Source organism: Pseudomonas sp. GM24 (genome assembly GCF_000282235.1).
GTDB lineage: Bacteria > Pseudomonadota > Gammaproteobacteria > Pseudomonadales > Pseudomonadaceae > Aquipseudomonas.
In genome coordinates this window covers 43,897-58,613 of record NZ_AKJR01000038.1, presented here as the reverse complement: position 1 = coordinate 58,613, position 14,717 = coordinate 43,897, and the positions used below count along the sequence as shown (strand labels likewise).

Annotated in this window: 16 protein-coding genes; 13 read left to right on the top strand and 3 right to left on the bottom strand. The window is 59.9% G+C overall.

The window, feature by feature from the left end; genetic code table 11:
- Nucleotides 1-94: 94 nt before the first annotated feature.
- On the bottom strand, nucleotides 95-652 hold the full coding sequence (locus tag PMI23_RS06495) for a hypoxanthine-guanine phosphoribosyltransferase (protein WP_007912840.1): 558 nt from the start codon (nucleotides 650-652) through the stop codon (nucleotides 95-97).
- Between the two features lie 175 nt (nucleotides 653-827).
- Between PMI23_RS06495 and upp the strand changes: the two genes are divergently transcribed.
- Nucleotides 828-1,466: a uracil phosphoribosyltransferase gene (upp, locus tag PMI23_RS06490; protein ID WP_007912842.1), complete on the top strand. Its 639-nt coding sequence runs from the start codon at nucleotides 828-830 to the stop codon at nucleotides 1,464-1,466.
- Between the two features lie 2 nt (nucleotides 1,467-1,468).
- The gene (locus PMI23_RS06485; protein ID WP_007912843.1) at nucleotides 1,469-2,743 is read left to right on the top strand and encodes a uracil-xanthine permease family protein; all 1,275 of its coding nucleotides are present in this window, start codon (nucleotides 1,469-1,471) and stop codon (nucleotides 2,741-2,743) included.
- 74 nt (nucleotides 2,744-2,817) lie between these two features.
- Here PMI23_RS06485 and hemH read toward each other — a convergent pair whose 3' ends face one another.
- Together hemH and PMI23_RS06475 are read right to left on the bottom strand one after the other, a co-directional pair.
- On the bottom strand, nucleotides 2,818-3,843 hold the full coding sequence (gene hemH, locus PMI23_RS06480) for a ferrochelatase (RefSeq protein WP_007912844.1): 1,026 nt from the start codon (nucleotides 3,841-3,843) through the stop codon (nucleotides 2,818-2,820).
- Between the two features lie 13 nt (nucleotides 3,844-3,856).
- Nucleotides 3,857-4,759, bottom strand: a complete 903-nt coding sequence (locus PMI23_RS06475; protein WP_007912845.1) for a TIGR01777 family oxidoreductase — start codon at nucleotides 4,757-4,759, stop codon at nucleotides 3,857-3,859.
- Between the two features lie 197 nt (nucleotides 4,760-4,956).
- Between PMI23_RS06475 and PMI23_RS06470 the strand changes: the two genes are divergently transcribed.
- The 11 genes from PMI23_RS06470 to PMI23_RS06420 all read left to right on the top strand — a co-directional run bounded on the left by PMI23_RS06470 (nucleotide 4,957) and on the right by PMI23_RS06420 (nucleotide 14,694).
- Nucleotides 4,957-5,943, top strand: a complete 987-nt coding sequence (locus tag PMI23_RS06470) for an NAD(P)/FAD-dependent oxidoreductase (RefSeq protein ID WP_007912846.1) — start codon at nucleotides 4,957-4,959, stop codon at nucleotides 5,941-5,943.
- Entirely contained in the window at nucleotides 5,940-6,158 is a 219-nt protein-coding gene (locus PMI23_RS06465) for a TIGR02450 family Trp-rich protein (RefSeq protein ID WP_007912847.1), read from the top strand. Before PMI23_RS06470 ends, PMI23_RS06465 begins: the two co-directional genes overlap by 4 nt.
- A 180-nt stretch (nucleotides 6,159-6,338) precedes the next feature.
- Nucleotides 6,339-7,301: a YbgA family protein gene (locus tag PMI23_RS06460; protein ID WP_007912848.1), complete on the top strand. Its 963-nt coding sequence runs from the start codon at nucleotides 6,339-6,341 to the stop codon at nucleotides 7,299-7,301.
- The gene (locus PMI23_RS06455) at nucleotides 7,301-8,242 is read left to right on the top strand and encodes a MerR family transcriptional regulator (protein ID WP_007912849.1); all 942 of its coding nucleotides are present in this window, start codon (nucleotides 7,301-7,303) and stop codon (nucleotides 8,240-8,242) included. Before PMI23_RS06460 ends, PMI23_RS06455 begins: the two co-directional genes overlap by 1 nt.
- Nucleotides 8,243-8,262: 20 nt before the next feature.
- Nucleotides 8,263-9,708, top strand: a complete 1,446-nt coding sequence (phrB, locus tag PMI23_RS06450; RefSeq protein ID WP_177321043.1) for a deoxyribodipyrimidine photo-lyase — start codon at nucleotides 8,263-8,265, stop codon at nucleotides 9,706-9,708.
- Nucleotides 9,701-10,123 (top strand): nuclear transport factor 2 family protein, encoded by a 423-nt coding sequence (locus PMI23_RS06445; protein WP_007912852.1) that lies wholly within the window; start codon nucleotides 9,701-9,703, stop codon nucleotides 10,121-10,123. Before phrB ends, PMI23_RS06445 begins: the two co-directional genes overlap by 8 nt.
- The gene (locus PMI23_RS06440) at nucleotides 10,120-10,902 is read left to right on the top strand and encodes an SDR family NAD(P)-dependent oxidoreductase (RefSeq protein ID WP_007912854.1); all 783 of its coding nucleotides are present in this window, start codon (nucleotides 10,120-10,122) and stop codon (nucleotides 10,900-10,902) included. Before PMI23_RS06445 ends, PMI23_RS06440 begins: the two co-directional genes overlap by 4 nt.
- Nucleotides 10,899-12,146, top strand: a complete 1,248-nt coding sequence (locus tag PMI23_RS06435) for an NAD(P)/FAD-dependent oxidoreductase (RefSeq protein ID WP_007912861.1) — start codon at nucleotides 10,899-10,901, stop codon at nucleotides 12,144-12,146. The genes PMI23_RS06440 and PMI23_RS06435 overlap by 4 nt, the downstream gene beginning before the upstream one ends.
- Nucleotides 12,143-12,958 carry a DUF1365 domain-containing protein gene (locus PMI23_RS06430; RefSeq protein ID WP_007912862.1) on the top strand — a complete coding sequence of 272 codons (816 nt, stop codon included), beginning with the start codon at nucleotides 12,143-12,145 and terminating at the stop codon, nucleotides 12,956-12,958. The genes PMI23_RS06435 and PMI23_RS06430 overlap by 4 nt, the downstream gene beginning before the upstream one ends.
- Nucleotides 12,945-14,210 (top strand): SAM-dependent methyltransferase, encoded by a 1,266-nt coding sequence (locus PMI23_RS06425; protein WP_007912863.1) that lies wholly within the window; start codon nucleotides 12,945-12,947, stop codon nucleotides 14,208-14,210. The genes PMI23_RS06430 and PMI23_RS06425 overlap by 14 nt, the downstream gene beginning before the upstream one ends.
- A complete protein-coding gene (locus tag PMI23_RS06420) occupies nucleotides 14,203-14,694 on the top strand; it encodes a DUF2878 domain-containing protein (protein ID WP_007912864.1) in 492 nt (163 codons plus the stop codon). Before PMI23_RS06425 ends, PMI23_RS06420 begins: the two co-directional genes overlap by 8 nt.
- The last annotated feature ends 23 nt before the right edge of the window (nucleotides 14,695-14,717 follow it).

The window sequence follows — 14,717 nt, the reverse complement described above, 5'->3', positions numbered from 1 at the left end:
CCTGCTCGCGATTGCGGTCTGTCAGCAACGTTGATGTTGGCTGATACGACGCTATCGCGAGCAGGCTCACTCCTACAGGGGATGGTGCAGGGTCTTACATGCCTTTAACGGCAAAAATCCCGTTGGCATTGCGCCAGTAGCCTTTGTAGTCCATGCCGTAACCGAAGATGTAGCGGTCAATGCACGGCAGGCCAACGAAATCGGCTTTCAGGTCAGGACGCGCTTTGCGGTCGTGGTCCTTGTCGATCAGTACGGCGGTGTGCACTTTGCGCGCGCCAGCGTGTTTGCAGAAGTCGATGATCGCACCGAGGGTGTGACCTTCGTCGAGGATGTCGTCGATGATCAGTACGTCGCGGTCGATGAACGAGACTTCCGGCTTGGCTTTCCAGAACAGGTCGCCGCCGCTGGTTTCGTTGCGATAACGGGTCGCGTGCAGGTAGGAGGCTTCCAGCGGGAAGTGCAGATGCGTCAGCAGTTTGCCGGAGAAAATCAGCCCGCCGTTCATCACGCAGAACACCACCGGGTTGCTGTCAGCCAGTTGTTCGTTGATTTGTGCACCGACACGGGCGATGGCCGCCTCGACTTCAGACTCGGTGTACAGGCAGTCAGCCTCTCGCATGATTTGACGGATATGCTCGAGATCAGCGGACATGGCGCTCTCCAGGGGGGGAATGTGGGGGGGTATGGCTGCGAAAAGCGGGCAAAGGTACGCATCTCGCGAGGCCGAATCAAGCCTTTATGGACTAACGTACAGAATGTCCTATAGGACATCACCCTCGGATAGATTAATCTAGGCCGGTTTTTTTGCCCGCCGCCGGAGTTTTTCCATGCCCATCCTCGAGATCCGCCATCCGCTGATCCGTCATAAACTCGGCCTGATGCGCCGCGCCGATATCAGCACCAAGAACTTCCGTGAGCTCGCTCAGGAAGTCGGCGCCCTGTTGACCTATGAAGCTACAAAAGATTTGCCGCTGGAGTCCTACGATATTGCAGGCTGGTGCGGCACCGTGTCGGTCGAGAAAATCGCCGGCAAGAAGATCACTGTCGTGCCGATCCTGCGCGCCGGCATCGGCATGCTCGAAGGCGTGCTGAGCCTGATCCCGGGTGCCAAGGTTTCCGCTGTGGGTGTCGCCCGCAACGAAGAAACCCTGCAAGCGCACACCTATCTGGAAAAACTGGTTCCGGAAATCGACGAACGGTTGGCGATGATCATCGACCCGATGCTCGCCACTGGCAGCTCGATGGTTGCGACCATCGACCTGTTGAAAAAGGCTGGTTGCAAAGACATCCGCGCGATGGTGCTGGTTGCCGCGCCGGAAGGTATCGCAGCAGTCGAAAAAGCTCACCCGGACGTGACCATCTACACCGCGTCCATTGATGAGCGCTTGAACGAGCACGGTTACATCATTCCTGGACTTGGCGACGCCGGTGACAAGATCTTCGGCACCAAGCAGAAGGACGCTTGACCATGCAGCAAGAGTTCAACGATCCGCTCTGGCGCACGGTGCTGTCCGGCGCCCAGATGCTGTTCGTGGCTTTCGGCGCTTTGGTGCTGATGCCGCTGATCACGGGCCTTGACCCGAACGTGGCACTGTTTACCGCAGGTCTTGGGACGATCCTGTTCCAGATCGTCACCGGGCGTCAGGTGCCGGTGTTTCTGGCGTCGAGCTTCGCTTTCATCACCCCGATCATTCTCGCCAAGGGCCAGTTCGGCCTCGCCGCGACCATGGGCGGAGTGATGGCAGCCGGTTTCGTCTACACCTTCCTCGGCCTTGCCGTGAAGATCAAAGGCACGGGCTTTATCGACCGTCTGCTGCCACCGGTGGTGATTGGTCCGGTGATCATTTCCATCGGCCTGGCCATGGCACCGATTGCCGCAAACATGGCAATGGGCAAGGCTGGCGACGGTTCCGAACTGATCCACTACCAGACCGCGATGATGATCTCGATGCCGGCATTGCTGACCACGTTGATCGTGGCGGTGTTCGGTAAAGGCATCTTCCGTCTGGTGCCGATTATTTCCGGCGTGCTGGTCGGTTTTGCCATGGCGTTCTACTTCGGTGTCGTTGATACCGCGAAGATTGCCGCAGCGCCCTGGTTTGCGATTCCGCATTTCACCGCTCCGGAGTTTAACTGGCAGGCGATTCTGTTCATTGTTCCGGTGGCATTGGCCCCGGCCATTGAGCACATCGGTGGCGTGATTGCCGTCGGTAGCGTGACCGGTCGCGACTATCTGAAGAAGCCGGGCCTGCATCGCACCCTGCTCGGTGACGGCATTGCCACCACCGCAGCCGGCCTGTTCGGCGGCCCACCAAACACCACCTACGCCGAAGTAACGGGCGCGGTGATGCTGACCAAGAACTACAACCCGAAAATCATGACCTGGGCGGCGATCTTCGCCATCAGCCTGGCGTTCATCGGCAAGTTCGGCGCGCTGCTGCAAAGCATTCCGGTGCCGGTGATGGGCGGGATTCTGTGCCTGTTGTTCGGTTCGATTGCGGCCGTGGGGATGAACACCCTGATCCGTCACAAGATCGATCTGGGCGAAGCGCGCAATCTGGTCATTGTGTCGGTGACGCTGGTGTTCGGCATTGGCGGTGTGCTGGTCGGCACCGGCACTGGCCCGGATGATTTCGGCCTCAAAGGCATCGCGCTGTGCGCGGTGGTGGCGATTGCGCTGAACCTGATTCTGCCGGGCAATGATGGCTGGAAGAACAAGAAGGCGGATGAGCCGCTGATCTAACCCCTTAGATCTGATCGTTCCCACGCTCTGCGTGGGAACGATCATGTGGGAGTGAGCCTGCTCGCGATTCGCTTTCAGAGCGCCAGCGGTGCTCTTTCGCAGAGAGTCGCCAAGGCTTTCGCCCAATGCGTGTCATCATTCAGGCACGGCACCAGCACCAACTCTTCGCCCCCCGCTTCGCGGAACTGTTCCTTGCCGCGATCACCAATCTCTTCCAGCGTCTCGATGCAATCGGCGACAAACGCCGGGCACATCACCAGTATTTTCTTCACGCCGCTTTTCGCCAGTTCATCCAGCCGCGCTTCGGTGTACGGTTCGATCCACTTCGCCCGGCCCAGACGCGACTGAAACGACACCGACCACTTGCCATCCGGCAGGCCCATGCGCTCGGCGAACAACGCGGCTGTGCGCAGGCATTGCGCGCGATAACAGGTCGCCAATACCGCAGGCGAAGCGTTCTTGCAGCAGTCGTCATTCTTGAAACAATGATTGCCGGTCGGATCGAGTTTGGTCAGGTGCCGCTCAGGCAGACCGTGGAAGCTCAGCAGCAAGTGATCGTAATCCTGCTGCAAATGTGGCCGGGCGCTTTCAACCAGCGCATCGAGGTATTCCGGCTGATCGTAGAACGGCTGCAGCACCGACAATTGCACGTCGAGCTTCTTCTGGCGAATCACCCGTTTGGCTTCTTCGATCACCGTGGTCGTAGTGCTGTCAGCGAACTGCGGATACAGCGGCGCCAGCGTGATGCGCTTGTGCCCCGCCGCCACCAGCTTGAGCAAACAGGTTTCAATCGACGGCTCGCCGTAACGCATCGCCAGTTCCACCGGGCCGTGATTCCACTGTGCGGTCATCTGCTGTTGCAGACGACGGCTGAGCACCACCAGCGGTGAGCCCTCCTCCCACCAGATCGAGGCGTAAGCGTGGGCCGATTGTTCCGGGCGCTTGACCAGAATCAGCGACACCAGCAAACGCCGCACCGGCCACGGCAGGTCGATCACGTACGAGTCCATCAGGAATTGGTTGAGGTAGCTGCGTACATCGGCCACTGAGGTTGAGGCCGGGGAACCCAGGTTGACCAGAAGCAAAGCGTGATCGGTCATGCAACGTCCTATTTCAGAGGCGGCTGGAGAGATCGTCCAGGGCCGCGCGTAAATCCGTGAACTGGAAAGTGAAACCCGCTTCCAGCAAGCGTGCCGGCAGGGCCTTCTGGCCGCCGAGCAACAACAAAGACATTTCGCCGAGGCCGACTTTCAGTGCCAGCGTCGGCATCGGCATGAACGCCGGGCGGTGCAGAACGCTGCCCAGCGTCTTGGCAAATTCGCGATTGCGCACAGGTTGCGGCGCGCACGCATTATAAGGACCACTGGCCTGATCACGATGCAGAAGAAAATCAATCAGGGCGATTTGATCGTTGATATGAATCCACGGCATCCACTGCCGACCATTGCCCAAAGGCCCACCCAGCCCGAGCTTGAAGGGCAACAGCAAGCGCGACAAAAAGCCGCCCTCGGCCGACAGCACCAGACCCGTTCGCACCAGCACCACGCGGATTCCCTGCGCTTCGGCACGTTGCGCGGTTTCTTCCCAGGCGATGCACAACTGGCTGGCGAAATCATCGATCACCGGCGGCGAATCTTCCGTCAGTTCGCGCTCACCGCCGTCGCCGTACCAGCCGATCGCCGACCCGGAGATCAGCAACGCCGGTTTTTGTGATCGCGTTTCCAGCCAGGCCAACAGGGTTTCGGTCAGGGTGATGCGGCTGCTCCACAGCAACGCTTTGCGTCGATGGGTCCACGGCCGATCGGCAATCGGCGCACCGGCCAGATTGATGATCGCGTCGACCGACTCTTCGCCGAGGTCTTCCAGGCGCGCAATACCACGTACCTGCGCACCACAGATTTTCGCGACTTTCTCCGGCTTGCGGCTCCACACCGTCAAGCGATGGCCCTGCCCCAACCAGTGTCGGCAGAGCGCACGTCCAATCAAACCAGTACCGCCGGTCAGCAATATGTGCATGACATCTTCCTCGCGTGGCGTTTAACCCGGATCACTAGTCTATTTTTATAAGCAGGGATCTTTTCTATCGGGCAGGCTCTATTGTTTAACCATAGGCCAAGCTGTCAGAACGAGAACGCTAGAAGTTATACCAAAAAACAAAATTGTACAGGTTTCATCCACGGCGTAGTCTGTACAGAAAGGTAAACGAGGCCCCTATGACTGTACCTATCGCAATCATCGGCACCGGCATCGCCGGGCTCTCCGCCGCCCAGGCTCTGACAGAGAGCGGGCACACCGTTCAATTATTCGACAAAAGTCGCGGCAGCGGCGGGCGTATGTCGAGCAAGCGCAGTGACGCTGGCTCGCTGGACATGGGCGCGCAATATTTCACTGCCCGCGACCGCCGCTTCGTCACCGAAGTGCAGCGTTGGCAAAGCCAGGGTTGGGTCGCCGAGTGGACGCCACAGCTCTACACCTATCAGGGCGGGCAACTGAACCTGTCGCCGGACGAGCAGACCCGATGGGTCGGTGCGCCGCGTATGAGCGCCATTACTCGTGGCTTGCTTGACGGTCTGGAAGTGCACTTTGCCTGCCGGATTACCGAGGTCTATCGCGGTGAAGAACATTGGCACTTGCAGGACGCCGAAGGTTTCACGCACGGGCCGTTCAGTCATGTCGTGATCGCCACGCCAGCACCGCAAGCGACTGCCCTGCTGGCCGCCGCACCGAAACTTGCCGGGGCCGCCGCCGGGGTGAAAATGGACCCGACCTGGGCCGTCGCCCTCGCTTTCGAAACACCACTGGATACGCCGATCGAAGGTTGCTTTGTGCAGGACAGCCCGCTCGACTGGTTGGCGCGAAACCGCAGTAAACCGGGGCGCGACAACACCCTCGACACGTGGGTGCTGCATGCCACCAGCGCGTGGAGCCGGCAACACATCGACTTGTCCAAGGAAGCGGTGATCGAGCAACTGCACGGTGCCTTTGCCGAATTGCTGCACAGCGCCATGCCCGCGCCGACCTTCAGCCTCGCCCACCGCTGGCTCTATGCGCGACCCGCGACGGGCCACGAATGGGGCACGCTGGCCGATGCCGATCTGGGCCTCTACGCTTGCGGCGACTGGTGCCTGTCCGGGCGCGTCGAAGGCGCTTGGCTCAGTGGCCAGGAAGCTGCACGACGCTTGCACGAACACCTGCAATGAACCGCATCAATCCGCAAAAATTGCTGCTGTCGAAATGGACAGCAGCACAGCCGCAGAATCGTGAAAAACATTTTCTGGTGACCGAGTTGTTTCGCGACGAGGAAGGCACAGTGCTGGAAGTCGAGTTGCAGGCGGTGTTGACCAAGCGTGCTGAACGACTCGATTGGCAAGCGCTACAAAACAGCACTCACTGGAAAATCGGTTGGCTCATGTAGGAGCTGCCGAAGGCTGCGATCTTTTGATTTTGCTTTACAACCACAACATCAAAAGATCGCAGCCTTCGGCAGCTCCTACAGAAAGTTGTACAAATGATTTGACTTGTACACCCTTGAATCTATGCTAAGCCAATGTTGTACAGAGATTGATCTCTGTATAGGTATAGATTCGAGGTGCCCATGTCAGATACCTGCGTAGCCAAACCAAAAATCGCCATCAGCGCCTGCCTGCTGGGTGCCGAGGTGCGCTACAACGGTGGACACAAGGAATCGCGCCTGTGCAGCCGCACCCTCACCGAGCATTTCGATTTTGTCCCCGTATGCCCCGAAGTGGCCATAGGCCTGGGTATCCCGCGCGAACCCATCCGCCTCGTCGGCGACGCTGAGCATCCACAAGCGGTCGGCACGGTGAACCGGGCGATCAACGTCACCCAGCCACTGGCCGAATACGGCGAGAAAATGGCCGCCGAGCTTGATGACATCTGCGGCTACATCTTCATGCAGCAATCGCCGTCCTGCGGCCTCGAACGGGTCAAGGTCTACCACACCAACGGTGCCCCGATTAACGGCGGTGGGCGCGGTATTTACGCCCAGGCGTTCTGCGCGCGCCATCCGGATTTGCCGGTGGAAGAAGCCGGGCGACTCAACGATCCGGTGCTGCGCGAGAACTTCATCACCCGCGTGTTCGCCTACAGCGAATGGCAACACGTCCTTGCCGGTGGCCTGAGTCGTCGCGCCCTCACCGAATTCCATTCGCGCTATAAATATTTGCTGATGGCGCACAATCCGCCGCAATACAAAGCGCTGGGCAAAATGCTCGGCAACATGGCCGACACCGATCCCGCCGAACTCGGCCCGCGCTATTTCAGCGAACTGATGGCGGCATTGAAGAAATGCGCCACCCGTGGCACGCACTGCAATGTTTTGCTGCACATCAGCGGTTATCTGAAACAGGCGATCAGCGCCGAAGACAAACAGGAAATGCAACACGTCATCGGCCAGTACCGCCAGGGCATCGTGCCGCTGGTGGTGCCGTTGACGCTGCTCAAGCACCACTTTCGCCTCCATCCGGATTCGTACATCGCGCAACAGGTTTACCTGCAACCGCACCCGGAAAACCTCAGCCTGCGAAACGCAATCTAATGAACGACAAAATGGATACCAGCGCCCAGGAAGACCTTGGCGCTGATTTTAAAAAAGCCCTCGACGAGGGCTGGCTGCCGATTCGCGAAGTCGCCCGGCAGACCGGCGTCAACGCGATCACTTTGCGCGCGTGGGAACGCCGCTACGGGCTGGTCGTGCCGCAACGCACGCCCAAGGGCCACCGGCTGTATTCGGCCGAACATGTGCAGCGGATTCTGACCATCCTTACCTGGCTCAACCGTGGCGTCGCGGTCAGCCAGGTCAAACCTCTGCTCGACACACCACAGGCGTTCAGCGAAACCGTGGAAAACGACTGGCAGCGGTTGCGCCAGACACTGCTGACGGCCGTCACGCAACTCAATGAACGCAGCCTCGACGACAGCGTCAATCAGGCCATGGCGCTCTACCCGCCACGCACATTGTGCGAGCAATTGCTGATGCCGCTGTTGGCGGAACTGGAGCAGCGCTGGCAAGGCCAGTTCGGCGCGCAGATGGAGCGGGTGTTCTTTTATTCATGGTTACGCAGCAAATTCGGCACACGCATCTACCATAACAATCGTCAGTTGCATGGCGCCCCGCTGCTATTGATCAATCATTCCGACCTGCCACTGGAACCTCATCTGTGGCTGTGCGCGTGGCTGATCAGTAGCGCTGATTGTCCGGTGCAAGTGTTTGACTGGCCGCTGCCTGCCGCCGAACTGGCGCTGGCGGTCGAACATCTGCAAGCCCGTGGCGTACTGCTGTATTCCAGCAAAGCCATGAACCTTGCGCAGTTGCCCAAACTACTGAACGGAGTCGGTTGTACAAAAATGCTGGTCGGACCAACGGTATGCATCCACCACGCCGAGTTGTCCGTAAAAACCTCAGAGATGGCTGATGTGTTCCTGGCTGAAGACGCGCTTGTAGCGCACCAGGTGCTCGTTCAGCGTGGGCTGATCTAATGGACGCAGTGAGTTCCGACATGCAATTGATCTGGCTGCGCAGCGACTTGCGCCAACATGACAACACCGCCCTCGCGGCCGCCGCAGCGCGCGGCCCGACGGTCGCCGTGTACCTGTTGAGCCCGCAGCAGTGGCTGGAACATGACGATGCGCCGTGCAAGGTCGACTTCTGGTTGCGCAACCTGCGTGAGCTGAGCGCAAGCCTTGGCAAACTCAACATCCCGTTGCTGATTCGCACCGCAACCCATTGGGATCAAGCCCCGGCAGAACTGCTCAAACTCTGCCGGCAGCTGAAGATAGCGGCGGTTCACGCCAATGAAGAATATGGCGTTCATGAAAGCCGTCGCGATGCAGCGGTAGGCGAAACACTAAAGGCCGAGGGCATCACCTTTCACAGCTATCTCGACCAGTTGCTGTTCAAACCTGGCAGCGTGCTGACCAAGACCGAGAGTTACTTCAAGGTGTTCAGCCAGTTCCGCAAAGTCTGTTACGAACGCCTGCATCGCTCGATGCCGGCGCTGGTCAAGGCCCCCGGCAAACAGGAAAAACTTGAGCTCAGCAGCGATCCGATTCCCGACTCGGTTAAGGGCTTCTCGACGCCGAGCCAGACCTTGCGCGATCTATGGCCCGCCGGCGAAAACGAAGCCCGGCGCCGTCTCGACACCTTCACCGACGCGCAGATCGACTACTACCAGAGCGAACGCGACTTCCCGGCCAAACCCGGCACTAGTCAGCTCTCGGCGTATCTCGCGGCCGGCGTGATTTCGCCGCGCCAATGCCTGCACGCCGCCCTGCAAAGTAATCAGGGCGAGTTCGAGAGCGGCAAGGTCGGTGCGGTCACCTGGATCAACGAGTTGCTGTGGCGTGAGTTCTACAAACACATTCTGGTCGGCTATCCACGGGTCTCTCGGCACCGTGCATTTCGCCCGGAAACCGAGGCGTTGGCCTGGCGTGATGCGCCGGACGATCTTGCCGCATGGCAAGAAGCGCGCACCGGTCTGCCGATCATCGACGCGGCCATGCGCCAATTGCTCGAAACCGGCTGGATGCACAATCGCCTGCGCATGATCGTGGCAATGTTCCTGACCAAAAACCTGCTGATCGACTGGCGCGAAGGCGAACGCTTTTTCATGCGCCACTTGATTGATGGCGATCTGGCGGCGAACAACGGTGGCTGGCAATGGAGTTCGTCGACGGGCACCGATTCGGCGCCGTACTTCCGCATCTTCAATCCGCTGAGCCAATCGGAAAAATTCGACAGCGAAGGCTTGTTCATCAAGCACTGGCTACCAGAACTGGCCGGCCTCAACAAAAAAGAAGTGCACAACCCGGCCAACCTCGGCGGCTTGTTCGGCGCCGCAGACTATCCGTCGCCGATCGTCAACCTCAGCACCTCGCGGCAACGGGCGCTGGCAGCCTTCAAGAATCTGCCTTCGCGTACGTCTTCAGGAGGTGATAATGAGTGAATTCCTGCGCCGCTTCGCCCGACAATTTTCAGCGTTGAACAAAGACAACCTGCAAAGCCTGGGCGAGCTGTACAGCGATGACATTCACTTCACCGACCCGCTGCATGAGGTGCAGGGGCTGGCGCAGTTACGCGACTATTTCGGCGAGTTATACGCCAACGTCAGCGAACTGCGCTTCGACTTTCATGGTTTCGACCAGATCAGCGACTGCGAAGGCTATTTGCGCTGGGTCATGAGCTATCGCCATCCGCGCCTGGCGAATGGCCGCGTGATTCGCGTCAGCGGCTGCTCGCATCTGCTCTGGCGTGACAAGGTTTATCGCCACCGGGATTACTTCGATGCCGGGGCGCTGCTGTATGAACACTTGCCAGTATTGGGCCGGGTCATTGCCTGGCTGAAAAGGAGAATGGGATGAGTCGTACACCTCCACGGCGTTATTGGTTGACCGGGGCCAGCAGTGGCATCGGCGCGGCGCTGGCTGAAGAGATCCTGAAAACCGGTGCGCACCTGGCAGTCAGTTCCCGTCAGGTTGCTCCGCTCAAGGTCTTGTCGCAACGCTATCCGGGGCAGGTTCTGGTCGTGCCGGGAGATCTGACCAACAGCCAGACTGTGCGCGAAATCGGTGAGCAGATCGCCGAGGACTGGGGTTCGCTGGACTCGGTGATTCTCAACGCCGGCACCTGCGAATACGTGGACGCCAAGCAGTTCGACTCATCGATCATCGAACATGTGGTGCGCACCAACCTGCTCGCCAGCAGTTATTGCATCGAGGCCGCACTGCCGCTGCTGCGCAAAGGCACTGCGCCGCACCTGGTCGGCGTCGCCAGTTCGGTGACCTATCTGCCGCTGCCACGGGCCGAAGCCTACGGTGCCTCGAAGGCCGGTTTGCGTTACCTGTTCGAGTCGTTGCGCATCGATCTGGCCGACGAAGGCATTGAAGTCACCGTGGTCAGCCCCGGTTTTGTCGAAACACCGCTGACCGCCAAAAACGATTTCCCCATGCCGTTGAGCTGGCCTGTGGATAAAGCCGCGCGGCACATCTTCGCCAAGCTCAAGGATCGGCCGCTGGAGATCGCCTTTCCGGCGCTGTTCATGGCCGCGCTGTGGCCGCTGTCGAAACTGCCGGCACGGGTACAACTGGCGATCGGCAAGCGCATGGTGCGCAAGTCGCCTCCACTGACGGATCCGACATGAAAATTGCCATCGTCGGCAGCGGCATCGCCGGGCTTACCTGCGCTTACCTGCTCAATCGCCGCCATGACGTGACGGTGTTCGAGGCGGGCGACTGGGTCGGTGGCCACACGCACACCGTGGACGTTACGGTCGCTGGACGGCAGTACGCCGTGGACACCGGTTTCATCGTCTTCAACGACTGGACCTACCCGAATTTCATCCGTCTGCTCGGCCAGCTCGGCGTGGCGTTCAAGCCGACGGAAATGAGCTTCTCGGTGACCGACCCGGACACCGGTCTGGAATACAACGGCAACAACCTCAACAGCCTGTTCGCCCAGCGCAGCAATCTGTTGTCGCCGGGGTTCTGGGGCATGTTGCGCGATATTCTGCGCTTCAATAAAGAAGCCCAGCGCGACCTCGTCGAACTGCGCATCGCCGCCGACACCACCCTCGACGACTACCTCAAGGCCGGCGGTTACGGCGAACGTTTCATCCTGCATTACATCGTGCCGATGGGCTCGGCGATCTGGTCGATGCCGATGGCGGAAATGCTCAACTTTCCGCTGCAGTTTTTTGTGCGCTTTTTCAAAAACCATGGCCTGTTATCGGTCAGTGATCGTCCGCAGTGGCAAGTCATCGAAGGCGGTTCCAGCGCCTATATCGCGCCGCTGACGGCAGCGTTCAAAGACAGGATTCGGCTCAATTGCCCGGTCACTCGGGTTGATCGCGATGTGCATGGCGTAGTTATCCACAGCCCGGCAGGCCTTGAGCATTTCGATCGGGTGGTGTTCGCCTGCCACAGCGACCAGGCGCTGAAACTGCTGGCAGTCCCCAGCGATGCCGAACGCGCGATCCTCGGTGCCCTGCCCTACGCCGACAATGAAGTGGTGCTGCACACCGATACGCGTTTGCTGCCGACGCGCAAACTGGCCTGGGCCAGCTGGAATTATCGGCTCAGCGGCGCCGGTCACACCCACGCCGCCGTCACCTATGACATGAACATTCTGCAGGGCATTCAGAGCGACACCACGTTCTGCGTCAGCCTCAATCAGAGTGCCGGCATAAGCCCCGACAAAGTGCTCGCCCGCTACACCTACGCCCACCCACAGTTCAGCCTCGCAGCAGCGGCCGCACAGCAACGCTGGGGCGAACTTGATGGCGCGCAACACACGCATTATTGCGGCGCCTACTGGGCCAATGGTTTTCATGAGGACGGTGTGGTCAGCGCCTTGCGCGTGGCCGCTGCGTTCGGGGAAACCTTATGAACAGCGCCCTCTACAGCGGCTGGATCGGCCATCGGCGTTTTTCCCCGCGCCGCCATGAATTCCGCTACCGGATCGGTTTGCTCTACCTCGATCTCAGCGAACAGGACGCGGTGCTTGCACTGTCGCCGCTGGCCGGACGTAGCCGTTTTGCGCCGTTTTCATTTCGCGAGACTGACTACCTGAAGACCTTTACCGGCCGTGGCATACGCCTGATCGACGCCGTACGCCAGCAGGTCGGCATCGCCATCGGCCACGAACCGCAAGGCTCGATCTGCCTGCTGACCCAGGCACGCAGTTGGGGATTGTCGTTCAATCCGGTGAGTTTCTTTTATTGCCATGAAGCCGACGGGCAACTGGCGGCGATTGTCTGCGAAGTCACCAACACGCCGTGGCGCGAGCGTTATCACTATGTGCTGCCGGCGCGTGCGCCCGCCAATCTGCAGGATTTTCACCAGCACTTCGCCGTGGCCAAGGCCTTTCACGTTTCGCCGTTTTTGCCGCGCGATCTCGAATACCGCATGAGCTTCAGCCCCGCTGCGCAGAACCTCGGCGTGCACATGGCCGACTGGCAAGGCGAGCACAAACTGTTCGACGCCACGCTCAATCTGCAACGCGAAAGTCTCGATCATCGCAGCCTGCACCGCTACTTGCGGCGGTTTCCGTGGATGACCGCAAAAACTGCCTTGGCGATTTACTGGCAAGCGCTGCGACTGCTGCTCAAACGCGCACCGATCTTTGCTCATCAGACTGCCGACGGCAGCTTTCAAACCGCCACTGTGCCTCCCAAGGAGCAGCGCCATGAAATCCTCTAGTCTGTCGGTCAGTCGGTTCAGCGCCAACGGTTTGACCGGATCGCTGCTGCGCCGTGGCGTGTTGCGCCAATTGGCTCAACTCAAACACGGGCAATTGCTGGTGGTCGAGGATGGCGAACGGCTGATGTTCGGTACGCCGGGCAGTGCGTTGCTGGGGGAAATCCATGTGACGGATGCGGCCGTCTGGGGCATGGTCGCCGGCAATGGTTCGATTGGTGCCGGCGAGGCGTTTATCCACGGCTATTGGAGTTCGCCGGATCTGACAGCGGTGGTACGCGTATTCGTCAGCAATCTCGACGTGCTCGACGCCATGGAGGGTGGCCTGGCCCGCCTCGGCCGGCCGTTGGTGCAAGGTCTGCACTGGCTCAACCGCAACACGCGCAAGGGTTCGCAAAAGAACATCGCCGCGCACTACGACCTCGGCAACGATCTGTTCGAGCAATTTCTTGATCCGACCATGATGTATTCGGCGGCGCAGTTCCTTACGCCCGAAGACAGTCTGGAGCAGGCGCAGTTGAACAAACTGGAGCGGATCTGCCAGAAGCTTGCGCTCAAACCCGATGATCATTTGCTGGAGATCGGCACCGGTTGGGGCAGCATGGCGCTTTACGCCGCCCAGAATTACGGTTGCCGGGTCACCACCACGACGCTGTCGAAAGAGCAGTACGCGTTTACCGCGCAACGCATCGAACAACTGGGCTTGCAGGATCAGGTCACGCTGCTGCTCAAGGACTATCGCGACCTGACCGGCGAATACGACAAACTGGTGTCGATCGAAATGATCGAAGCGGTCGGTCACCGCTTCCTGCCGACCTATTTCAAACAATGCGCGCACCTGCTCAAGAGCAACGGTCTGATGCTGATCCAGGCGATCACCATCCGCGAGCAGCGCTATGAACAGGCCAAGCGCGGCGTCGATTTCATCCAGCGTTACATCTTCCCCGGCGGCGCCCTGCCCTGCGTGCAGAAAATGCTCGAAGTGGTCAGCCGCGACACCGACATGAACCTGTTGCACATGGAAGATTTCGGCCTGCACTACGCCCGCACCCTGCGCCTGTGGCACGAGAACTTCCGCCGCGCCCATGGCCGTTTGAGCGAGTTGGGTTACGACGATTATTTCCTGCGGCTGTGGGAGTTTTACCTGTGTTACTGCGAGGGCGGCTTCCTCGAACGCACCATCGGCACTGCGCAGTTGCTGCTGGCCAAACCGGCGGCGATGACCGCGCCGCTGCTCGGACGCTTCGATGCTTGAGCGTGTCGCCAATGCCGTGCTGTTCCAGATCGGCTGGCTGACCTGCGTGCTCGGCGGCAACAGTTTGTGGTTGCTACTGGCGTTGGCGGTGCTGGTGATTCATCTGCGCTGGATCAGCAGTTGGGCGGCTGAGGGTCGCCTGGTGTTGAGCGTGGTGATTGTCGGCACGGCGGTGGACAGCGTTTTGCGCGCGCTGGGTGTATTCGAGTTTCAGGATCTGTCGCCGCTGATTCCGTTGTGGCTGATGCTGCTCTGGGCGTTGCTCGCGACCACGTTGCGTCACTGCCTGGCCTGGAGCGCGCGGCCGTGGTGGCTGGCGAGTTCGCTGGGGGCCGTCGGTGGCGCAATGTCGTACTACGCCGGCGGGCGGCTAGCCGGCGTGCAATTTCCCTATGGTGAACTGCCGACACTGATCGGTATCGGCCTGCTCTGGGCGCTGCTGTTTCCGCTGTTGCATACGATGGCGCGGCGACTGACGCACTGAGCGTCTGTCAGACCTTTCACACG

Coding starts and splice junctions, on each gene's coding strand:
- PMI23_RS06495 (WP_007912840.1), bottom strand. CDS start 652: ATGTCCGCTGATCTCGAGCATATCCGTCAAATCATGCGAGAGGCTGAC.
- upp (WP_007912842.1), top strand. CDS start 828: ATGCCCATCCTCGAGATCCGCCATCCGCTGATCCGTCATAAACTCGGC.
- PMI23_RS06485 (WP_007912843.1), top strand. CDS start 1,469: ATGCAGCAAGAGTTCAACGATCCGCTCTGGCGCACGGTGCTGTCCGGC.
- hemH (WP_007912844.1), bottom strand. CDS start 3,843: ATGACCGATCACGCTTTGCTTCTGGTCAACCTGGGTTCCCCGGCCTCA.
- PMI23_RS06475 (WP_007912845.1), bottom strand. CDS start 4,759: ATGCACATATTGCTGACCGGCGGTACTGGTTTGATTGGACGTGCGCTC.
- PMI23_RS06470 (WP_007912846.1), top strand. CDS start 4,957: ATGACTGTACCTATCGCAATCATCGGCACCGGCATCGCCGGGCTCTCC.
- PMI23_RS06465 (WP_007912847.1), top strand. CDS start 5,940: ATGAACCGCATCAATCCGCAAAAATTGCTGCTGTCGAAATGGACAGCA.
- PMI23_RS06460 (WP_007912848.1), top strand. CDS start 6,339: ATGTCAGATACCTGCGTAGCCAAACCAAAAATCGCCATCAGCGCCTGC.
- PMI23_RS06455 (WP_007912849.1), top strand. CDS start 7,301: ATGAACGACAAAATGGATACCAGCGCCCAGGAAGACCTTGGCGCTGAT.
- phrB (WP_177321043.1), top strand. CDS start 8,263: ATGCAATTGATCTGGCTGCGCAGCGACTTGCGCCAACATGACAACACC.
- PMI23_RS06445 (WP_007912852.1), top strand. CDS start 9,701: ATGAGTGAATTCCTGCGCCGCTTCGCCCGACAATTTTCAGCGTTGAAC.
- PMI23_RS06440 (WP_007912854.1), top strand. CDS start 10,120: ATGAGTCGTACACCTCCACGGCGTTATTGGTTGACCGGGGCCAGCAGT.
- PMI23_RS06435 (WP_007912861.1), top strand. CDS start 10,899: ATGAAAATTGCCATCGTCGGCAGCGGCATCGCCGGGCTTACCTGCGCT.
- PMI23_RS06430 (WP_007912862.1), top strand. CDS start 12,143: ATGAACAGCGCCCTCTACAGCGGCTGGATCGGCCATCGGCGTTTTTCC.
- PMI23_RS06425 (WP_007912863.1), top strand. CDS start 12,945: ATGAAATCCTCTAGTCTGTCGGTCAGTCGGTTCAGCGCCAACGGTTTG.
- PMI23_RS06420 (WP_007912864.1), top strand. CDS start 14,203: ATGCTTGAGCGTGTCGCCAATGCCGTGCTGTTCCAGATCGGCTGGCTG.